This window comes from Pseudoalteromonas sp. meg-B1, from assembly GCF_003173795.1.
GTDB classification, from domain to species: domain Bacteria; phylum Pseudomonadota; class Gammaproteobacteria; order Enterobacterales; family Alteromonadaceae; genus Pseudoalteromonas; species Pseudoalteromonas undina.
Window position 1 is genome coordinate 913,480 of sequence record NZ_QGQU01000001.1, and the last position, 21,355, is coordinate 934,834.

Here is a 21,355-nt window from a genome sequence, read left to right on the forward strand (position 1 = left end):
TATGAGCGAGTCAATCCGCAGAGGCCAGCCCAGCAAAGTTGATTTACTGCCCGAAGACATTAAAAAGCAGCTCGACTCAATGCTACGCGATAAACGCTTTAGCCAGGGCGAAATACTCGACGCCGTAAACAGCCTTATTATTGAATCAGGCTTAGACGAGGGCGCAACCATTAGCCGCAGTGGCCTAAGCCGCCATGCGCAAAAAACCGAAGCCATAGGGCAAAAGCTACGCGACCTGCGCGAGTCAACCAAAGCACTTACCGCAGAGCTGGGCGAAAAGCCCACAGGCGATACCACCAAGCTTATTTTAGAAATGGGCCGCTCTCAGTTGTTCCGCGCTATGCAGCAACAAATGATGAACCCCGACGAAGACGCAGCGGTAGACATCGACACCATAAAAGACGCCATGCTAGCAGCTCAGCGCCTAGAGCAAACCGCTATGGCCGCACACAAACGCCAGCAAGAAATCGAAAAAGCCTACGCGCAAAAGCTCGCCAAAGACCTAGACCAAAAGGTTAAAAACGAAAACTTACCGCAAACCGCAGACGACATGCTGGCATTTTTCAAACGCGATATATTAGGGCTAAAGCATGACTAGCACCGCGCAAAGCGTTACCCAAACCAACGAGCTACCGCTTAGTAAAGTGTCAGGTTCGTTAGCGGTTGCCATGGGCACCGACATACTTTTTGGCTATCAAAAAGCATGGATGGAAGACAAAGCAATAGTAAAAATTGCCGAAAAGTCACGCCGTACTGGGTTAACCTTTGCCGAAGCACTCGACGACGTACTAAGCGCAGCAGCAACCGCCAACGGCCAGAACACCTATTACCTTGGCTCAGACAAAGAAATGGCAAAGGAGTTTATAGACGCCTGTGCATTTTGGGCGCAAAAGCTCAACATGGTAATGGGCGAAGTGGAAGAGGGCATATTTGAAGAAAAAGACCCAGACGGCACCAAGCGCTCAATCAACACCTTTGAAATTAAATTCCCAAATACCGGTAAAAAAATAGTTGCGCTAAGTTCAAACCCACGTAACTTGCGTGGACGGCAAGGCAACGTAGTAATAGATGAAGCCGCATTTCACGACAAGTTAGACGAAGTACTAAAAGCCGCTATGGCCTTAACTATGTGGGGCGGGCGAGTACGTATTATTTCAACCCATAACGGCGTAGATAACCTATTTAACACCCTAATTACCCAAGCTAGGCGCGGCACTAAAAAGTATTCCGTGCATCATATCCCTATTGATAAAGCGCTTAAACATGGGCTTTACAAGCGCATTTGTTTGGTAAGTGGGCAAACGTGGACGCAAGCTAAAGAAGACGAATGGCTAGCTAATCAAGTCGATTTTTACCCCACACAGGATGCCGCTAACGAGGAGCTTTACTGCGTACCAAGCCAAGGCGCAGGCCAATACCTAAGCCGCCGCCTGCGTGAACGTGCTCTAAGCAACGACTGCAAAGTAATACGCTACGAAGCCCCCACCGACTTTGAAAGCTGGACAGAAGACCAGCGCGTAAAAGACGTAGCCACATGGCTTGAAAAAAATATTGATGATTTACTCAGTGGGTTAAATCCTGATCTAACCCATGCCTTTGGTGAAGATTTTGCCCGCAAAGGCGATTTAACCGTATTCAGTATTGGTGAAATAAACCAAGACACCAGCCTAACCGTGCCCTTTATGGTCGAGCTGCGCAACGTCACCTACGAGCAGCAAAAGCAAATCATGCTCTATATTTGTGACCGCATACCAAAACTACGCGGCCTAGCGTTTGACGCCACAGGTAACGGTGGTTTCTTAGCCGAAGCAGCAAGCCTTAAATACGGCACCGAGCTAGTCGATAGCGTGCATTTATCACAAGCCTGGTATCGCGAATGGATGCCAAAACTAAAAGACTATTTTGAAACTAACAACATAACGCTACCCAAAGACCAAGACGTACTAGACGACCTAGGCCAAATTAAACTTAAAAACGGTATTGCACAGGTAGATAAAGGTAAAAACACCGGCACCGATGGCAACAAACGCCACGGCGATAGCGCCGTATCAATCGCCATGCTAATCCGTGCAGCCGAAATGGACGGCAGCGCCATAGAATACACACCACTGCCTAGTAAAGCCCAGCAAGCCGCTAACAGCCTACGGCCCGACCACAGCGACGACCTTGCAAGTGTTCGTAAGGCAGCCTGGTAATGCCACGTTTTAGAATTAGCTACCAAGCACTGTTTACAGCCAAAGCAGAGCAGCTTGATATAACCGCCGCCAATTTAGCCAAGGCCCACCAACACAGTAAAACGCTAGACGTATACGTGCTAAGCGTTAAGCCCATCATAAGAGTAACCGCATGAACCAAATAGTAGACATTCACGGCAACCCGCTAAATTCAACCGATTTTAAGCAAGCCCAAACCCAGCAAGATAGCCGCATTGGCATGCTAATGCGCCAATATGCTGAGCACCCAAGCGAAGCGCTTACCCCTGCAAAGTTGTCTCAATTATTAAAAGATGCCGATGCAGGTAACTTATCGGCCATGGCCGACCTAGCAAAAGACATGGAAGACAAAGACGGCCACCTATTTAGCGAACTTACCAAACGCCGCAGAGGCTGGCTTAAATACGATTGGTCAGTAGAACCGCCGCGCAACGCAACAGAGCAAGAAGAAAAAGACGCCGCAGCAATTCAAGAAATACTAGAAGATGCCACCTGGCTAGACGACCTGCTATTTGATTGCAGCGATGCCATACTAAAATCGTTTTCATGTAACGAGCTTAACTGGGCGTTTGATAACGGCGAGCATATTATTACCGGTTACGAATTTCGCGACCAAAATCTATTTCAAACCCACCCAGACAACCGCAATCAGCTTATGCTGCGTGACAACAGCTACACAGGCCAAGCGCTAAACCCGTTTGGTTGGTGTGCCCACGTTCACCGTAGTAAGTCGGGTTATATTCACCGCACTGGGTTAACCTCAACCGTGGCATGGCCGTACTTATTTAAAAACTATTCAATACGCGACTTAGCCGAATTTTTAGAAATTTACGGCCTACCGCTACGCCTGGGTAAATACCCTAATGGTGCCAGCGAAGACGAAAAAGCCACCCTGTTACGTGCCGTGCTTAGCATCGGCCATAACGCAGGCGGGATTATTCCTAAAGGCATGGAAATCGACTTTCAAAATGCAGCCAACGGCCAAGCCGACCCATTTGAAGCCATGATCAAGTGGTGTGAAACCACCCAAAGCAAAGCCGTATTAGGGGCAACGCTCACCAGCCAAGCCGATGGCAAAACCAGCACAAACGCACTCGGCAGCATTCATATGGACGTGCTAGACGACATAACTGAGAGCGATTTAAAGCAAGTAGCCAACACCATAACGCGCGATATTATTTACCCAATGCACGCGCTTAACTCTAAAAGCTACTCAGGCGCACGCCGTATCCCACGCTTTAAATTCGACACCAGCGAAGCCGACGACATAGCCGTACTCGCACCCGCGCTTAAAATACTCACCGAAGCCAACTACCCAGTACCGGTTAGCTGGGTAAGTGAAAAAACCCAAATACCACTCCCAGAAAAGGGCGAGGCAATTTTAAGCCTTGCACCAACAGAGCCAAGCGCCGCACTTAAGGGGTTTGCTGCACTTAAAAATACACCGCAAAAAGATAACGCCGACCTAGTAGCTGATCAGCTGGCCGCACAAGCACAAACTCACTTAAACAGCATGAGCGATGCCGTAACCGAGTTGGTTAAAAACGCCAGCAGCCTAGAAGAAATACGCGACGGCATACTAGAACTAGAGCCACAAATAAGCACTGAGGGCTTTAGCGAGCTAATGGCAAAGGCCATGGCAGCCAGCGAATTACTAGGCGCACTAGAAGTGGATGAGGGGCGTTAAATGGCTGTTAGATACGGCTCATTACCGTTTGATGATGCCATACGCTTTTTTAGGCAAAAGCTAAATACCCCAAGCGCTAGTTGGGATGATGTTTGGCAAAACGCCCATAACCGCGCGTTTATGGTGGCAGGTGTAACCAAAGCCGACATGCTTAACGACTTTTATACATCAGTCGATAAAGCAATAAGCGAGGGTAAAAGCCTGGGCTGGTTTCAAAACGAATTTAATAACATTAAATCGCGTTACGGCTGGGAGCATAACGGGGAACCTGCATGGCGCAGCCAGTTAATATACGAAACCAATATACGCCAAGCCTACAACGCAGGGCGCGAGGGGCAAATACAAGCGCTAAAATCAAGCCGCCCTTATGCACTATACAAACACGGCGATAGTGAAACCCCGCGCGTACTGCATTTAAAATGGAATAACCTAGTGTTACCGGTTGATCATCCATGGTGGGATACCCACAGCCCACAAAACGGCTGGGGCTGTAAATGTAAAAAGTTTAGCCTAAGCGAACGTGAGCTTAAACGCCGTGGCCTAACTGTAGGCACTGCACCCGACGAGGGTAACTACACCTGGACAAACAAAAAAACAGGCGAAGAGTTTGAGCTACCACGCGGTATTGATCCGGGCTTTGATTACACCCCCAAAAATACAGCGCAGTTAACAAGCCAGGCTAAAAAGCAAGTGGCCGACAAACCACCGCTTACAAAGCGCGTAGCAGATTACCAAGCAACCCGCATTGTGCCATCGGCTTACAGCACCGCTAAAAACGTTACTGCGCTAAAGCTCGACCCACTACTAGCCCAGCTCGATAGCGAAGTACTTAACGGCTTAAACAGCTTTTTAACCGCCAAGCAAACTAAAACCCTGTTTGTAAAAAGTAACGAAATGAGCGCAGGTTCTAAAGCAAACGCAGCCATACGCAGTGAGGTAGGCGAGTACTTAGGCGTAGATGACTTTTACGCCCGTATGCAATACGCCACCCGTAGCCCTAAGCGAGTAGGCGGGTTTACCTCAGTGGGGTTTGAGCACGTAGTAGTAAAAGTAAAAGCCAGCCAAAACCTAGCTAAAGTAGACATGCAAGCCGTGCAAGACACCGCAGCGCTTACCGTAAGGCTTGCCGCTAACAACGCAGGTAAATACAGTTTTAAGCACAATGGGCAAACCTTAAAACGCGATCACACAATATCAGATACACTTAACGCACTAGATAAAAACGAAGCGCATGCAGTGGTAGCCACATGGCTACACGAACTAGGGCACCAAGTGCATTACTATGCAGGCGCACCGGCATTTTTAAAAAACGCCTTACCCGTAACTTATTACGGAGCAGCCAATAAATACGAAGAATTTGCCGAGGCATTTACCGCCTGGGCACTGGCTCGTAAAGAGCTTAAAAAATGGCAACCAGAGCTTGTAAGCTGGATAGACCAACTAGTAAAAGATGCCGCCAAATCACAGGAAAAAAGACGATGACATTACTACAGCAAGCACAGCAGCTACTAAAGCAAACCCCGTACACCATACAAACGTGTCGCGAGTTTGCAAAACTAGAGCAGCAAGCTAAAGGCATAAATGCCAAGCAAATAGCAGACCTACTCCCCGCACTAATCGCAGGGCTAGACCAGCAAACACACATGCAAGCTTTTGAAGAGGGGCTAGTGTAATGGCAGGCGCTAAAATACAAATAAGCACCCAAGGCGCACAAGCTGTAAGCGACGTGCTCACCCAGCTTATTAAAAATGCCAATAACCTAGCGCCCGCATTGGGCAATGTGGGCGAGCACTTAATGCTCACCCATCGCGATCACTTTGACGAGCAGCGCAGCCCCGACGGCACCCCATGGCAAGCACTTAGCCCCGACTATGCCAAAAGCAAAAAAAAGAACAAAGATAAAATACTCAGGCTAAACGACATACTACGCGACACGCTCGCTTATAACATCGGGGACGAATCACTAGAGTTTGGTACAAACATGGAGTACGGCGCTATTCATCAATTTGGTGGCACAAGCGATATGCCACCCCGTTTAGCCGCCATACCCGCACGGCCATTTTTAGGGTTATCGGATGACGACGAAAAAGAAGTGATTGAGATACTCAGCGAGTTCTTAATTAATTAAACCATAAACGCCTGTAAGCCATTTTAAGCGCATATAAAAGCGAACTTGCAATCTCACAGGCAAAATTAAATACGCAGCCTTAAAATCAATTTTAAACAGTGTTTAAACAGGGTTGTACGTTAACAGGAGGGTAGCCAATGCGCCCAGCACTTACCAATGCACTCACCACCGCCATAAGAAGTGCATTAAGTTATACAGCAAACGAGGCAGCCGATGCTGAGCAATGGGTAGCGCAGTTAGATGGGGCTATGCAGTATTGGCAGCTGACAGAAGAGATACCAGTGCCTGACGGCGGCTCTATAGAATTGGATTTAATGTACGATAGCGAAAATCAATCAGCCATTGAGTACGTGCTTACTAGTGAGAACAGCTCGGACACGGCGCTATTCTTTGCATCGCGGGAGTTTATACAAACAGGTTCAAGCGGTTATATATCTGACGTGCTTGTGGACGGCGTAAGTGCAAGCGTACTACCGTACGATAATGCATTTCACACAATTAAATGTATTGCCAGTGGTGGGTTAACAAAGGTAGGTATACTAGCCGCTAGATTTAACTACACAAGAACTAGTAGCGGGACAATTAAGATGTTTAGAGTTAGAGACTCAAACGGAGTTGTTGTTAACGAAATTCCCCTGACAAACAAAGCTCAAGGCGCGACCCAACTCGCCACAGTCGGCAACATTAACGCATTTATGCCTAACTACACAGAAGCAGTTTGGAGAAAGCCATGAGCAACTTATACCAACTTTACGCATTTGTAACAGCAATGGGCTGGGCTGAGTCATTAAGCGAGCGTCGGCCTGATGCGCCGTTAGTCGGTGGCTATCGCGTTTTAGTATTCACAAACGCAGATTACCCACTACTTAAAGAGCAATACCCAACCGCTGAATTTAAAGAACTAACAACAGAGCAAACCATAAACGCTATGAACGCTAACGAGTTAGGCCCGTTCGTTTGCTCGCTTGAACAAACCAAACAAATTATGAACCACTTTGCACCACCCGAACAACTAACCAAGGAGTAACAACCATGCTATTTAGCCATGTATTTGCAGTAACCGCTGCACCCACTGTTATTAACCAAAACGATTTAGGCGCACAAACCTGCGATAACTACTCAATTATTGTTGCAGGCCCAGCGGCCAGCGTTAAATACAAAATTAAAGGAGCAACCAATCAAGTAGATTTAGGCGAGTTAACCGGTCAAAATAAACTAGAGGTTGGCGATATAACCGAGTTTGAGTTAATATCAGCATCCACCACAGAGGTGATTATACAAGGGTTTTAACCTGCCTTAACCCCACTGTAAATTCCCGAAACACCGCACGGCCAACCAATTCAATTCTAAATCCATACTGAGCACAGATTATTCAAACTGTGCTCAGCCATGAAAAAACCATTTACCAAACAAAGCTTACTAGAAACTACAATAGGACTCGCTGTTTTATCAGCAAACCAGCCGGCTGATTTAGGCTTTGCTGCGTGCCGCTTTGCCAGCGAAATAAACGAGCAAGGTATCAGCGAGCGCGTAATGGTAATGCCAGACGGCTATTTTAAATCACACGATGGCCGCCCATTCGACGTACCTGCTAATGCCTGGTTACTAGACCAAGCTGCATTTGAGTTACTTAAAAGCACAGCTAGCACCCGCACCAACGACTACCACTTTGACTACGAGCACCAAACCCTACACGCCGAAGAAAATGGCAAGCCAGCGCCAGCAAGTGGTTGGTTTAACCCAAGCGATTTAGAGTATGTGCCAGGCGAGGGACTTTATGCCCTTAATGTACGCTGGACACCTAGCGCACGCGCACACCTAAAAAACGACGAATACCGCTTTATAAGCCCTGTTTTTCATTACGACAAACAAACAGGCCGCCCAACCAAATTACGCCATTTTGCCCTTACCAACGACCCAGCGGTAGACGGTATGGACAAAGTTGCTGTTTTAAAGACTTCTAAAACCCATGTTAACAATGGAGATACACCCATGAATGCAGCTCAAAAATTGCTGAGCTTGCTAGGTATAACTGTGGATGGTGACAAAATCACCGATGCAGACTACACCCAAGCAACAACAGCACTCACTGCTTTAAAGGCCAAGGCCGACGAAGCCGACTCGCTCACTACCCAGCTAAGTAACGCTAATGATGCCGTTGCCGCACTTAAAGCCAATAGCCCAGATTCTGAGGTTAATTTAGCGAAGTACGTGCCGGTTGAAACCTACAACGCATTGCACACTGAAATGGTTGCCCTTAAAAGCACCAGCGACACCCAAACGGTTGAGCAGGAAATTAGCAAGGCTAAACAAGATGGCCGCATTATTGCCAGCGAAGTTGAATACTTAACGAGCTTAGGTAATCAGCAAGGCGTTGTTGCATTAAAAGCGGTGTTAGATGCCCGTTCACCTATTGCAAGCTTAACGGCTCAGCAAACCACTCACGCACCTAAGCCAGAGCAAGACAAAGACGGCTTAGCAGCACTCACAGCAGAAGACAAGTATGCAGCAGACCAATTAGGTCTTAGCCATGCTGCTTATGCCAAAGCTAAACAGGAGCAAAACTAATGGCTTTAGTGACCCCAGCAATTTTAAACGCTTTATTTACCGCGTTTAAATCTGAGTTTGAACAAGGTAAATCAGAAGCAGCACCGCAATTTAATAAAATTGCCAGTGTAATTAAATCTACATCGGCCAGTAATACCTATGGCTGGTTGGGTAAGTTCCCAAGCCTGGCTAAATGGATTGGCGATCGTAATATTCAAAGTATGAAATCGCAGGCGTACACCATTACCAACGACGATTACGAGTCAACGGTAGGCGTAGACCGCAACGATATTGAAGACGACAACCTAGGCGTGTACTCACCTATTTTTAAAGAAATGGGTAACGCGGCGGCCATTCACCCAGACGAAATGATTTTCCCATTGTTGGCAGCTGGTTTTACAACCTTGTGCTACGACGGGCAAAACTATTTTGATGTTGATCATCCGGTTTATCCAAAAGCCGACGGTACAGGTGTAGCGGTGTCTACTGCCAATATGGCCGAAGATGTAGCCTACGAGGGCGAAGCCTGGTACGTGCTCGATACTTCAAAAGCCCTTAAGCCGCTTATTTTCCAAGAGCGTAAAAAGCCTAACTTACTTGCTATGACAAAAATGGACGACGAAGCCGTATTCACTCGCAAAGAATACCGTTACGGCGTTGATTGCCGTGATGCAGCAGGCTTTGGTTTTTGGCAACTTGCCTTTGCTAACAAACGTGCATTAACGCCAGATAACTTATGGGACAGCATCGAAAAAATGCGCAGCTTTAAAGCCGACGGTGGCCGTAAGTTGGGTATTAAGCCAACCATGTTAGTTGTTCCTGCCAGCATGGAAAAGCAAGCCACCCGCATGTTAGAGCGTGAAATGGAATCAAACAGCTCAAACGAACTTAAAGGCCGCGTAGAGCTATTAGTAGCTGACTACCTTTAACCACCCATAAAACCCTATTAAGCACGGGGCTTTAAAGCCCCACGCTTTAAACCAGGAGTAATAATGAAATGGCTAAAAACCTTAAGCTTACTGCCCTTGCGGCTATCATTGTCCATTGCACGCAGCCTACGGGCTACCGTCGTGGCGGCATTAGTCTCACCAGCGGAAAGCAAACATTACCCGCAGAGCAGCTTACTCAAAAGCAGCTTGAAGCAATTGAAAATGATCCACGCTTATCGGTGCAAGCTGTACCGCTCGATGCGAGTACTGCGCAGAACCCACAGCTGGACGCAGATAACTTGGGTGCAAATTTAGATGCCCCTAAACTCTACGCTCAAGTTGATTACACCCAAGCGCCGATTGAGCTACAACCCGTTATTGCATTAATGATTGATGCACAGTTTGCAGAGCAACCTAGTTGTGCTCAGGTTGGCTATGAGGCACCAGCCGAAACCGAGGGTGAGGTAGTTAAAGTTAAAGTGCCTGCGCTTACTCGTGATTTAGCATGGCAATGGCTACAAGAAGCAGCCAAAGCAGGCGAGGGCGAGTAAATGGCCTACGCAACAATAGCCGCAATGCAAAAGCGCTTTGGTGAGCGCGAGCTTATTTATTTAAGTGAACGCGACGACGCCCCCGCTGATGTAATTAATACCGCAGTTATTGAGCAGGCCATTACAGATGCAAGCGACATGATTAACGGCTATTTAGCTGGGCGTTATGAATTGCCGCTTGTAACGGTGCCTAACCTACTTGAGCAATTTTGTTGTGATATTGCCCGTTATAAATTAGGCACAAACGACACCCCAGAGCACATAGAAACCCGTTACAAGGAAGCAGTAAAGTTTTTAACCTCAGTGTCTAAAGGAGAACTAAGCATTGGGGTTAACGCACTAGGCGAAGACGCAAAAGTGCAAGACACCGCCACCATACAAAGCTCAGGGACTGTGTTTTCACGTGAAAAGTCAAAGGGGTTTATTTAATGTTTGAAATTACTACCGACTATTTTGCCGCTCAAAACCCACTTAAACAGGCGCTTGAACAAGTACCAGGCATTAAGCGTGTTTACCTAAGCGACGAGCTAGCCAACGTAAAAGAAGACGTCCAAACAACCCCCAGCATTCACCTTATGTACTATGGCGATAACTTACCAGAGAGTAAAAACGCCGGCCATTTAATGCAGCTAACCCAAACATGGATTGTTGTACTGGTAGTACGTAAGCAAGACACAAACGCAGGTGAGCACATAACTAACATTATTCGCGCTATGGCGGGCAAAGTGCTTAACGGCACGGGGCCATGGCTTAGAGTAAACACCCCAGCTAAACCCCAATTCACCAAAGGCCATGCGTATTACCCGCTGGCTTTTACTTGTCAAATGAGACTTAAAGGAGCGCTTTAATATGAGCGACGGTATTTTACTAGCGGGCAACATTTTTGTAGACCGCTTAAATGAGCAAGGCATAAGCACCGGCCAAATCTTTGGCCCAATCAACACCACTAAGCTAGGCATTAAAGCCGAAGCCGATTCGGTTGTACGTACATCAAATAAAAAAGCCACTAAGGGCCAATCACTTGATGACGTAAAAATAGGCAAGCCAACCGTTATTACATGGGAGTTTGACGACCAGCCAGCCGAAATGATCGCACTTGCGCTTATGGGCGATGTGGCCGCAATTAACGACGCAGCCGGAACATTAACCGACGAAGCCGTAACTATGCCTGCTAACCAATCGTGGGTTTCAGTACCAGGGCAAAACTTTACAAACGACGTAGTAGTAAAGCAAGCCACCGAAACCTTAGTTGCGGGTGTTGATTACGAGTTTAACTTTGCCCTAGGCATGATTCGCGCCATTAAAGGCGGTGCATTAGACGCTGGTGGCAGTATTACTATCACCGGTTCTTACAACGCCCGCACTGGTAAACGCATTAACGGTGCAACAGTAAGCCAAACGCGCTTACGTATTTTTGGCGAGGGCACAAACCTAGCCAATGGTAAGCAAGTTAACTTTGAAATTTACGACACCTCAATGATGCCAACCTCTGAGCTTGACTTAGCAAGCAGTGAGTTTGTAACCGCTGCGCTTGAGGGCACAGCTAAGCTGGTAGCAAACAAAAATGAGCCGTACTACATTGACGAGCTAGACGCTTCATAAGCCCTATTAAGCGTATTTATAAAGGGGCATTGTTTGCCCCTTTATCCCCATTTAAACCTTGTTTAAACTGAGTTAACACCATGGCAGATAAAACCCTCGAATTAGCCCTACGCATAGTTGCCGAAGCCACAGGCAAGCAAAATATTGAGCAACTGGTAACAGAGCTTAAAAATATTGAGCAAAGCGCCGATGCTGCTAATCCTGCCGCTGATAAGCTCAGTGAGTCGTTAAACCAAACCGATACAAGTGCAAAACAAACCAGCCAAACAGCGGGTAAACTTGCCAACGAATTAGACGGATTAGCTAACCAAGCTGATCTAATACGTGCGTTTGAGCAGTCAAAGCAAAAATTAGAACAACAAGAAATTGCCACCGCAGCAGCTGCACGCGCATTAGAACAATTACAAACCGAAGCCAAAAACACCGATAAGCCATTTGTGCAACTTGCGCGCTCACTCGACGCCGCAGAAAAAGACCTAACACAAATGCGCACCGAGCTTACCCAGCAAACAAGTAAGCACACCGCACTACAAAATGCCCTTAAAAAGTCAGACGTAAACACCAATAACTTACGTGCCGCAAAGCGCGATTTAGCAGCTCAGTTTGATAAAACAGGCCGCTCAGTCGATAAGTTTAGCAATGAGCTGCGCCAAGGCACTACAGCGCAACGCGCCCAAGCACAAAGCCTAGACGGTGTAATAGGCAAAGTTACCGCGTTGGCCGCCGCGTATGTGGGGCTTGATCGGGTAGCCCAAGCAGTAAGCCAAGTATTTAGCACCGGTGATAAGTTTGAAAAGCTAGGCGTACAAATGCAGGGACTTATGGGCAGCATTGCCGCAGGTGATAAAGCCACCGCCTGGGTAAAGGACTTTACAAAAAGCACCCCTTTGCAACTTGATCAGGTAAGCCAGGCGTTTGTAAAACTTAAAGCCTTTGGCCTTGATCCAATGGATGGCACCTTGCAGTCTATTACCGACCAAGCATTAAAGCTAGGCGGTGGGTTCCAAGAGGTTGAGGGCGTTAGCCTTGCATTAGGCCAAGCATGGGCAAAACAAAAATTACAAGGCGAGGAAATACTACAGCTGGTTGAGCGCGGTATACCCGTATGGGATTTACTGCAAAAAACAACCGGCAAAAACGTACAAGAATTACAGCAATTATCTAGTGCGGGTAAGTTAGGCCGTGATGTAATTAAAGGCTTAATTGATGAAATGGGGCGTAGTAGCGTTGGCTCAGCAGCTGCGCAAATGGCGTTATTTAGCGGGCAGGTATCTAACGCTAAAGACAACATGGATCAGTTTTATAACCTTATAGCGCAAAGTGGCGCTATGGAGTGGTTAAAAGGGCAAATAACCGCCCTTAATACCGAATTTGCAGCCATGGCGAAAGATGGCCGTTTAAAAGAATGGGCGCAGCAAATTAGTGACGCCATTGTAAGCACGGGTAAAGCAATACAAAACACCGTTACTACCATGTACGAATACCGCGAAGAAATAGCCACCGTAGCCAAAGTGTGGTTAGCCCTTAAAGTAGGCACCTATTTTAGTAGTGTGATCAGCGGCGCTACTACGGCCATTGCATCGCTAAGAACCTACCAAGCAGCCATAGGCGCAACCACCGTAGCCACCAATGCCGCAGGCATTGCAGCGGGTAAGTGGGGCATGGCCTTAAAAGCCGTGGGCAAAGCCGGCTTATACACCTGGTTAATTACCGAGTTAATAGACGTAGGTTTACTATACAAAGACTTACTAGTAGCAGAAGAAGCGCTGCGCAAATCTAAGCAGCAATCAGCCCAACAAGCCCAGTTACTTGCTGATGAGCTAAAGTATTTATCTAATTCTACCGGTTTAGTTATTACCAACATGACCGAGTTAGACGCGCTAATAGAAGCCGGCACACTTATTTGGGATGAGGCAAAACAGCAGTACATAAATGTTGAGTACCAGCAACAAAAGCTAGCCGAGGCCACCGCTAAAACCCTAGAAGCTGAAAAGCAGCGCCAGGCGTTTTTAAGCTTATCGCTACCCGAAGCCCTTAAAACCATTGCGTCATTAGAGCAACAAGCAACAGCCATGGATGGTGTAACCGTTGGGGTTGATGGCTTTATTCAAAGTATTGAATCTGCCCGTGTGGCAATACAAGGCGCGGGTGAGCAGTACCAAGGCCAGTTGGCTATTTTAGATGCCCTACAAATTAAATTCGAAGAGCACGGCGCAATGCTTGAGCGCCAAAAGGTATTTGCTGGCGATGTTGAAAAAGCCTACAAAGAGCTTGGTTTAACCTCAACCAAAGCCCTAGACGATACAGCTAATAAGCTGCGCGCTGCTTACGAGCTAATGCAGCAATCCGAGCAGCCGTTAGGCATACAACGCCAGGCATATTTAAAATGGGCAGAGGCTGCTATAGCTGCCGCAGATGCAACAGATAAAACCATACCCGCGAGCATTCAAGCCGCAGCAGCTGCATTGGGCCTAACTAAAGAGCTAGATAAGCTCATTGAAAAAGCAAATGCTCTTAAGCCTGTTACTGACACAAACAGCGACGCGGTTAATCGCTTTGCCCGTGAGCTTGATCAAACCCGTGCGGCAATTATTACTAATCAGCAAGTAATGGCGAGCAGCACGGCCACCGCAGAACAAAAAGCCCAAGCCCAAGCCGCGCTTACTATTCAGCAACAACGTTTAACCGACCAAACGACCGACTTAAACCGTGTGCAGCAGTTAGAACTGGCAAGCCTAGGACAATTACAAAGAGAGCACAGCCGGCTAACAGATGAACTAGCCCGCTTAAACGATCGTTACTCAGCAGGTACGTTAACAGCCCAAGAATACAATTATCAAAAAGAGCGTTTGGGCGATGTATTAGCCGTTGTAAATAACTTATTGGGCGATTTTAAAGGCGCTCAAGATGCGGCCACAGCATCTACCCGTGCTGCCACGCAAGCCACTAACGACCAAGTAAAAGCCAACGAGTTTGCAACTAAAAGCCTACGTGAGCAGCGCGACGAGTTAGACCGTGTATCACGTTCAGCAAGCACAGCCGCTACCAGTGTAGGGCGTTATAACTCAGCACAGCGAGCCAGTGTAAGCGATGTTGTAGACTACCAAGAAAAAAACGGCACAGGCGCATACGACCTAGACACCAAGGCCATACGTGACGAAAAAGCGAAACGTGCTAATGAGGGTTTTTCTAATAGCCAGTTTGGTAAATTTAGCAGCCAAATAGATAACGCCAGCACCAGCGCCGCCCTTAGCGATTTATACAATAAAATTAATAAGCAGCTTACGTATTTAACACGTGAGCAAAAAAGCACATTAAATGCAGCCATTAACGCACAGCGAAACGCGCTAAAAGCGCAACAAACAGCTCAAAAAGCGGTGCAGCAATATGTACCACCTACGTACAGCAGCACTCCAAGCTATTCGCCAGCGAGCAATAATGCGCCTAGTTACAGCGCCTCTAACACTCAGTTAAACAGCCTTACTAACGCTATTAACCAGCTTGTTGCGCTACTTAAAAAGCAGCAACCAAGTACGAGTAACGCTAAAACTGTACGCTTAGAGCTTGCTTTACCAGGTGGGCAAACAGCCAGTATTTTAGCCGATTTTGAAGAGCAGTTTTTACAACGCCTAGAACAGTTGAGTAACACCCAATGATTATTATTAACGCACAGCAATTAGATAACTTCACATGGCTTGATGAAATCGACTATATACCGGTTTCCGAGCAAGCAGAGCGCGCATTAAACGGCGCGCAGCACATAGAAAAAACCCTTATACCACTAGGCCGCCCAATTAATTTATACAGCGATTTTGAACAGGCAAGCGTAGTTAATCCATTACTTGAGCATGCAAAAACCACGCTTGATGTCTTTGAAATAACTATACGCGGCACGGTATTTAATGTTGTTTGGGACCACACCCAAAAAGCAGTAGAAGCCACGCCACATACCTACTTTTCAGACGCAGCACCAACCCATTACCAAAACGTAAACCTACGTTTAAAAACCGTTTAAAGGCCAAATAATGCTTAGAACCGATTTAAAAATATTTAAACCACAGCGCATTGGTAACGAGCTATACGCTGGCGGCCACCGTACCAGCAATGCAATTGTGAGCGGTAAACTTAACGATGTGTTTAGCTCAATTAGTGATATTGATCATGCGCGTTCATCGTTTGATTTAGTAAAACTGTACCCAGCACTTAGCACAGACGATGCAAGCCGCTTGCAAGATGCGCATATATTCTTAAGTGACCAACCAGACGATGCACTTGTAAACGTACTGCTGGTAGAAGCACAAGAGCTAAAAGACACTGACACCGTAGCCGACATGCTGCCTTTACTCGCCGCAGAAACAACCAAATACCACGGTACGAGCTTATTAACCGCACAAGTTGCTGCACAAGGCCAATCGCTTAGCGTTGAGTCGGTTAGCCGCTCGTTAACGCCAAGCATTAAAACTGTTAGCTCTAAAATTGGCTTGCGACCTCAAGCCGAAGAGTTAGCCATTTACAGAACTAAGCGACTTTTAAGCTATGGCAAAATATCAGAAGTAAATATTGAGGTGCCCGATTTACTCACTCAAAGCCCTAATTTTTATGCTGAATATCAGTATCAAGCCTACACAGGGCAGGGTTCAATTGGCGGGAATAGGCTAGTAACAATAACTAAAAAGCTTACTCAAGAAGAGTTAACCCGTGTGGGTAATTCAATATCAGCCACGCTTAACCCAGCTGTTACCAAAGACCAGTATTTTACGCTCTTTTATATGTCTACTCAGGACTTACGTTTTCACTCATTTACGACTAGCCAAACTATTACGCTAGGCGCGGGTGAGCGTGTTTTAAAAGGCCATGTGCGCCTTAAAAAAGCCACCGAAGAAACCATATACACAGATGATGGTCAAGGGCGCTTTATTTCAGCCGGTTACGTTTTTGCGACCATTAATTATGACACAGGCGTTATTACTGAAATTGACCCTGTAGACTACAGCGGCACAATTACCGAAAACTTAGGCGCTATTATAGAAAAAGGCGATCGTACAATCAGCGCTAAGCAGTGGCAGTTACCAGACAGCAGCTTTGCACGCGACTCGCTTTATATCACTTACGAGAGTGCAACCGGCACTACGTTCTCAGCATCAAGCGATTTAAGCGGTAATATTACCGGCACAAATTGCACCGGCACAGTAAGCGAAACGGGCTATGTTGATATTGAGTTTAGCCAAGGGGTAAAGCCTGCATCTATTACTTACGACTATAACCAAGTGGAAGTAACCACCGTACCCTCACCACCAGGCGGCTTTGATACCTCAACATTACCAAATAACGGTAATGTGCGTATTTTCCACGAATTTACACCGGTGAGTGTGCAAAACCGTTCACGGTCAAGCGCAGCAACACTAACGAGCGGCCAAGTATTAAACGTATTGGCCGATGCTGACTTTATCGACATTGTAGATAGCACAGGTGCAAGCCTTTGGTCTGTAACCGATGATAACTACAGCTACGATAGTGCCACAGGCGAGCTAACAATAAATGCAGGCATTAGTGCTTTTACAGCCCCGTACATAGTAACGGCCATTCAGTCAGAGCTTGCATTAATTGACACCATACAAGGCAATCAAATAAGCCTACTAACACCCCTTAGCCGCGCTTATCCAGCTGGTGCAACACTCAGCAGCGTACAGGTTTTAGGTGACTTTCAGGCGCAAACAAAAGACGAGCGCACACTAGCTGCATGGCAAAATAACTTTGCTGATTTTGGCGCATCGGCATCAAGCGCCATTAACACCACTCAATATCCAATTGAAGTTACAAACATCGGTGTAATAGCCCAGCGCTGGGCAATCGTGTTTACCTCAACGACCGCTTACAACGTTATTGGTGAGTTTGTAGGCAATATATACAGCGGTGACATTCTAAACGACTGCACACCTATTAATAGCTTTGCAGGCGCACCGTATTTCATATTACGCAAAGCAGCATTTGGTGCCGGATTAAACCCTGGTGAAGCGTTTTTGTTTGAAACCATAGCCGCCAGTAAACCCACTATGGTTACACGCTCAGTATCACCCGGGCACTCTGAAATAGTGCGTGACAATTCAACACTCAGTTTTCGTGGAAATAAGGATTAAAACAATGCCTCAAACACCAACCGTTTATAGATGGGATGACCCCGGCGCACCGCAAGCAGGTAATTGCACGTATAGCGAATTAGTTAACATTTTAGATAAATGTTTAGTAACAGGTTACGGCACTAAATTACCATTGGGCTGGATTAAAGAGTTAAACGAACCACTTGCATGTTCATATAAAAATCTTGGCTCGGGCCATTCTGTTGTGTTTAGCAGTACAACAGGATTAGACGATGATACAGGTGTGCGCGTTCAATCCGCGCGTAATGTAATTGGCGTTGATAATTTAGAAAATACAGGCTGGAAACAAGCTTTTAAAGTATTTAAAGATAAAAATATAGCGTGGGTAGTTGTAGGAACAGATAAAGCGTTTTATTGCTTTTTTTGTGACGTAGGTAGTTACGATATGCCGGGAACAAATCACCAAAGCGGTTTTTTTGTAGGGGATTTAGCGAACGCAAACACTGGTGATTCAGCTAAGTTTGTAGCTATTTGCTCGTTTATATCTGAAAACACCTCTTTAGAAAGTACATCGGCAGCAGCATCTTATGGAACAAATATTATGTTTCTGAATTATGCACAGCAGTCGGAGCTTGATGGCACTAAAATTTATGATGCAGATGGAGGTACAGATTTTTCCCTTTATGTTCCCCATGAGCTTCCATTTAGAGCCGCCATGCCAATACCAACAACAAACATAATTCCATCAAATACCCTTAGTAAGGTGCACCTATTTCATAAAGATTATAGCAGTGCGATTGATAGAAATGGCACTCCTATTATAGAAAGCGCTATTACGCCAGCGGTTAGAGGTTCGCTACCCGGCCTAAACAGCACACTTGTTGGCCATCCGGAGAATATGATTTGGCCTGCTACAGTCAATTATGGTGATAACTACCTATTACTTAAAGCAGTAAGCAATATCCCTAACAGGTTAGTTTTAAATATTGAGGTTTGGGATGACTAACTTATTTGTAGGTGATATTTCACCAGATAGTTATATTTTTTATAATGGAAGTGGCACCGGGTATTTAGAATCCCCCGGTGCAAAAACCAGCTTACCAATTGAGGTTACACCAGGGCGTTTATATAGATTTTACCCAGTTGGAGGTTCTTCTTCACGCTGCCGTTGTGTTGAAATACTAAATAACGGCGCACGAAGAGATTATCAGGCTTACCCAGATGGTAACTGGACTGAACGTGATTATTCACCGTCTCAAGATGTATCAGCAATACAAATATATTATAAATCGCCATCGGATACAGTAACGGGCCTAAACTTTATTGATGTGACAATTGATAGCTTTATTGCTGAAAATATACTTCAAACGACTACTGTAAAAACAGGTTTAACAGCAACGCCTGCATCTAAGTTAAATATAGATTTAGATCCAGATGCCGAACGTCTAATTATTCTTGATAGAGAGAGCGCTAAACGTCTTTATTACTGCAAAGTAAGCGCACCCTTTATTGAAATTATACTGCCAGCAAAATATGGCGTTGACCCATTACTAACCTGCATAATTCTTGATGATAACCTAGCTTATACAGGCGGTATTTTAGATGGAGTAATTGCAGAAATAACAGACTTATCACAATGATTGAAATTAGGTTTAAGCAACGTTACTCGCAAGAAATAACGACATCACCAATCAAACTTAGCTTTACCATTGATGTTGTTGAGCCAGCGTTAACACCTATCGGTATTGATTTTGTAGCTAGCTGGGTAACTAACGAAGTAATACAAACAGAAGTCAACAACGTTTGGTCTTCAATAAACATTACGAATACTGTAGTTATGCCATGGCTTCATGGTGATACAAATAAACAGGAATTTACAGCATTATGGTCTATCAGCTTGCCAGTAGTTAATGATGTGTTGTTGTCATTTAAAACGAACACCAAAATAGAACATAATGAAGCGAGTTCAGATTGGCTAACGAAACTACTCAGAGAAAGCCAGACTACTTCAACATATTGGCTCACATTTTTGGATAGCGAGTTACAAGAGACCTCTCTACACTGGAATTACAGGCCAATAATAGAAGCAAAGCATACCTTTAAATGGTCATCAAACCCAAATTTGAACTCCCAACAACTTGTAATACACTACGGCGAAACAGACAAGCAATACATTTGTTACTGGCGAAATCATCCATTTAAAGGCTATGTAAATTTAGAGTTTTCAGAGCCTGCACAATTGCACAATGGCCGCTTAGTTATGCGTTTTAATAACCCCGATAAAATATGCTACTGGGGCTTACCCGGTGGCCTAGTTCGTGGTGATGACGATGTACCAACTATTGACCGAAAAATACCCATTGAACCCCAGATTAGGAATACATACATTATGCAGCCAACTATCGATTGTGTGCGTGTATCAGACGACTTAAAAATACTAATTAGCAGCGTTAGTTATTCTATTTCACGCGGTCAATTTAGCGCCACATGTAACATTAAATTCTGTTCGCGTATCGACTTTGATCGTGCCCTGGGCCAAGAGCTTAAAATCTCAATAAATGGCTACGATTTTTATGTAATTTGCGAGCAGCCAAGCACCAGTAATAGCTTTGCAAATGCAAGTTATAGCGCAAGCTGCCGTAGTCGTTTTGCCTTACTATCAGCACCATACGCACGCGCTACCAATTACGCTAACCCAACGGCTAAAACACTTGCGGGGATCATGTCTGATATTTTAATAAATACGGGCTGGTCACTCGACAATCAAATGATTGATTACGCAATACCAACAGGGGCATTTAGCTATACAAATTTAACCCCAGCGGCAGCATTATTAAGCGTGGCTAAATCGGTAGGCGCAATGCTTGATATAGATAACGCAAACAAAACGGTATCTATTGTGCCGCTTTGGCCTGTAATGCCATGGGACACTGACAACGCTATTTGTGATGTAATACTAAACGACTCAATCATACTTGAGCACAATACAAGCCAAACCATTAACCAAGAGCATAACGCGGTATTTGTGCGAGGTGAACAGCAAGGCGTAGCCTGTAAAATAAAGCGTGCAGGTACGCTAGGCGATAAGTTTGCAAGTGATGTGGTAGACAGCCTAATAACAGATAACCAAGCAGCAAGACAGCGCGGCACGTGTGAGTTAGCAAACAGTGGTAACAAGCAGCAAGCGACAATGCGCACTAAAATAAAAGCTGATCTGCCACCCATTCGCCCAGGCATGTTAGTAGGTGTTAGCTATAGCAACTCTACCTATAAAGCCACCTGCGACAGCCTAACCATAAACGCCTCTATTAACGCGCAAGGCGCTATAACGGTAAGCCAAACTATTAAGGTGATCAGCAATGTCTAATACACTAAACCGCCTAGGCTCAGTACTCGATAAAACACAACGCACAATAGCAACCATAGTCACAGTTAACCCAAACGGTACGACATTAGTCGAGTATAGCGACAGTAGCCAAAGCATTGCGCTAGGGGATAGTGTTCAGCAAGGCGCTGTATACGTTGAAAATGGCCGTATTATGGGTGCAGCACCTACATTGCCTTATACAGAGATTGAAGTTTAATAGCGTGCGCATATTG

General features: G+C 45.8%; 23 protein-coding genes. All 23 read left to right on the forward strand.

What is annotated here, in order from left to right; genetic code table 11:
- Position 1: 1 nt before the first annotated feature.
- On the forward strand, positions 2–598 hold the full coding sequence (locus DK924_RS04440) for a DUF3486 family protein (protein ID WP_008172289.1): 597 nt from the start codon (positions 2–4) through the stop codon (positions 596–598).
- Positions 591–2,195: a terminase large subunit domain-containing protein gene (locus DK924_RS04445; protein WP_109874429.1), complete on the forward strand. Its 1,605-nt coding sequence runs from the start codon at positions 591–593 to the stop codon at positions 2,193–2,195. Before DK924_RS04440 ends, DK924_RS04445 begins: the two co-directional genes overlap by 8 nt.
- Complete coding sequence (locus DK924_RS18720; RefSeq protein ID WP_171039625.1) at positions 2,195–2,350, forward strand: hypothetical protein; 156 nt, start codon at positions 2,195–2,197, stop codon at positions 2,348–2,350. The genes DK924_RS04445 and DK924_RS18720 overlap by 1 nt, the downstream gene beginning before the upstream one ends.
- Positions 2,347–3,900, forward strand: coding sequence for a DUF935 domain-containing protein (locus DK924_RS04450; RefSeq protein ID WP_109874430.1), 1,554 nt, complete (start codon positions 2,347–2,349; stop codon positions 3,898–3,900). The genes DK924_RS18720 and DK924_RS04450 overlap by 4 nt, the downstream gene beginning before the upstream one ends.
- Positions 3,901–5,382 carry a phage minor head protein gene (locus tag DK924_RS04455; RefSeq protein ID WP_109874431.1) on the forward strand — a complete coding sequence of 494 codons (1,482 nt, stop codon included), beginning with the start codon at positions 3,901–3,903 and terminating at the stop codon, positions 5,380–5,382. It abuts the gene before it with no gap.
- Entirely contained in the window at positions 5,379–5,573 is a 195-nt protein-coding gene (locus DK924_RS04460; RefSeq protein ID WP_109874432.1) for a hypothetical protein, read from the forward strand. The genes DK924_RS04455 and DK924_RS04460 overlap by 4 nt, the downstream gene beginning before the upstream one ends.
- Positions 5,573–6,028 (forward strand): phage virion morphogenesis protein, encoded by a 456-nt coding sequence (locus DK924_RS04465; protein ID WP_109874433.1) that lies wholly within the window; start codon positions 5,573–5,575, stop codon positions 6,026–6,028. The genes DK924_RS04460 and DK924_RS04465 overlap by 1 nt, the downstream gene beginning before the upstream one ends.
- 137 nt (positions 6,029–6,165) lie before the next feature.
- Positions 6,166–6,762: a hypothetical protein gene (locus DK924_RS04470; protein WP_109874434.1), complete on the forward strand. Its 597-nt coding sequence runs from the start codon at positions 6,166–6,168 to the stop codon at positions 6,760–6,762.
- A complete protein-coding gene (locus DK924_RS04475; RefSeq protein WP_109874435.1) occupies positions 6,759–7,055 on the forward strand; it encodes a hypothetical protein in 297 nt (98 codons plus the stop codon). The genes DK924_RS04470 and DK924_RS04475 overlap by 4 nt, the downstream gene beginning before the upstream one ends.
- A 5-nt stretch (positions 7,056–7,060) precedes the next feature.
- Positions 7,061–7,318, forward strand: coding sequence for a hypothetical protein (locus DK924_RS04480; protein ID WP_109874436.1), 258 nt, complete (start codon positions 7,061–7,063; stop codon positions 7,316–7,318).
- Between the two features lie 99 nt (positions 7,319–7,417).
- Positions 7,418–8,596: a phage protease gene (locus DK924_RS04485; RefSeq protein WP_109874437.1), complete on the forward strand. Its 1,179-nt coding sequence runs from the start codon at positions 7,418–7,420 to the stop codon at positions 8,594–8,596.
- Positions 8,596–9,504: a Mu-like prophage major head subunit gpT family protein gene (locus tag DK924_RS04490; protein WP_109874438.1), complete on the forward strand. Its 909-nt coding sequence runs from the start codon at positions 8,596–8,598 to the stop codon at positions 9,502–9,504. The genes DK924_RS04485 and DK924_RS04490 overlap by 1 nt, the downstream gene beginning before the upstream one ends.
- A gap of 68 nt (positions 9,505–9,572) precedes the next feature.
- Positions 9,573–10,055 (forward strand): HI1506-related protein, encoded by a 483-nt coding sequence (locus DK924_RS04495; RefSeq protein WP_109874439.1) that lies wholly within the window; start codon positions 9,573–9,575, stop codon positions 10,053–10,055.
- Positions 10,056–10,484, forward strand: coding sequence for a gp436 family protein (locus DK924_RS04500; protein ID WP_109874440.1), 429 nt, complete (start codon positions 10,056–10,058; stop codon positions 10,482–10,484).
- Positions 10,484–10,903: a hypothetical protein gene (locus DK924_RS04505; RefSeq protein ID WP_109874441.1), complete on the forward strand. Its 420-nt coding sequence runs from the start codon at positions 10,484–10,486 to the stop codon at positions 10,901–10,903. Before DK924_RS04500 ends, DK924_RS04505 begins: the two co-directional genes overlap by 1 nt.
- Position 10,904: 1 nt before the next feature.
- The gene (locus tag DK924_RS04510) at positions 10,905–11,657 is read left to right on the forward strand and encodes a hypothetical protein (protein WP_109874442.1); all 753 of its coding nucleotides are present in this window, start codon (positions 10,905–10,907) and stop codon (positions 11,655–11,657) included.
- Positions 11,658–11,737: 80 nt separating this feature from the next.
- Complete coding sequence (locus DK924_RS04515; RefSeq protein WP_109874443.1) at positions 11,738–15,313, forward strand: tape measure protein; 3,576 nt, start codon at positions 11,738–11,740, stop codon at positions 15,311–15,313.
- Positions 15,310–15,672 (forward strand): hypothetical protein, encoded by a 363-nt coding sequence (locus tag DK924_RS04520; protein ID WP_109874444.1) that lies wholly within the window; start codon positions 15,310–15,312, stop codon positions 15,670–15,672. The genes DK924_RS04515 and DK924_RS04520 overlap by 4 nt, the downstream gene beginning before the upstream one ends.
- A gap of 10 nt (positions 15,673–15,682) precedes the next feature.
- A complete protein-coding gene (locus DK924_RS04525) occupies positions 15,683–17,794 on the forward strand; it encodes a hypothetical protein (RefSeq protein ID WP_109874445.1) in 2,112 nt (703 codons plus the stop codon).
- A gap of 4 nt (positions 17,795–17,798) precedes the next feature.
- Positions 17,799–18,761: a hypothetical protein gene (locus DK924_RS04530; RefSeq protein WP_109874446.1), complete on the forward strand. Its 963-nt coding sequence runs from the start codon at positions 17,799–17,801 to the stop codon at positions 18,759–18,761.
- Complete coding sequence (locus DK924_RS04535; protein ID WP_109874447.1) at positions 18,754–19,395, forward strand: hypothetical protein; 642 nt, start codon at positions 18,754–18,756, stop codon at positions 19,393–19,395. Before DK924_RS04530 ends, DK924_RS04535 begins: the two co-directional genes overlap by 8 nt.
- Positions 19,392–21,122 carry a hypothetical protein gene (locus DK924_RS04540; RefSeq protein WP_109874448.1) on the forward strand — a complete coding sequence of 577 codons (1,731 nt, stop codon included), beginning with the start codon at positions 19,392–19,394 and terminating at the stop codon, positions 21,120–21,122. The genes DK924_RS04535 and DK924_RS04540 overlap by 4 nt, the downstream gene beginning before the upstream one ends.
- Positions 21,115–21,339 (forward strand): hypothetical protein, encoded by a 225-nt coding sequence (locus DK924_RS04545; RefSeq protein WP_109874449.1) that lies wholly within the window; start codon positions 21,115–21,117, stop codon positions 21,337–21,339. The genes DK924_RS04540 and DK924_RS04545 overlap by 8 nt, the downstream gene beginning before the upstream one ends.
- The last annotated feature ends 16 nt before the right edge of the window (positions 21,340–21,355 follow it).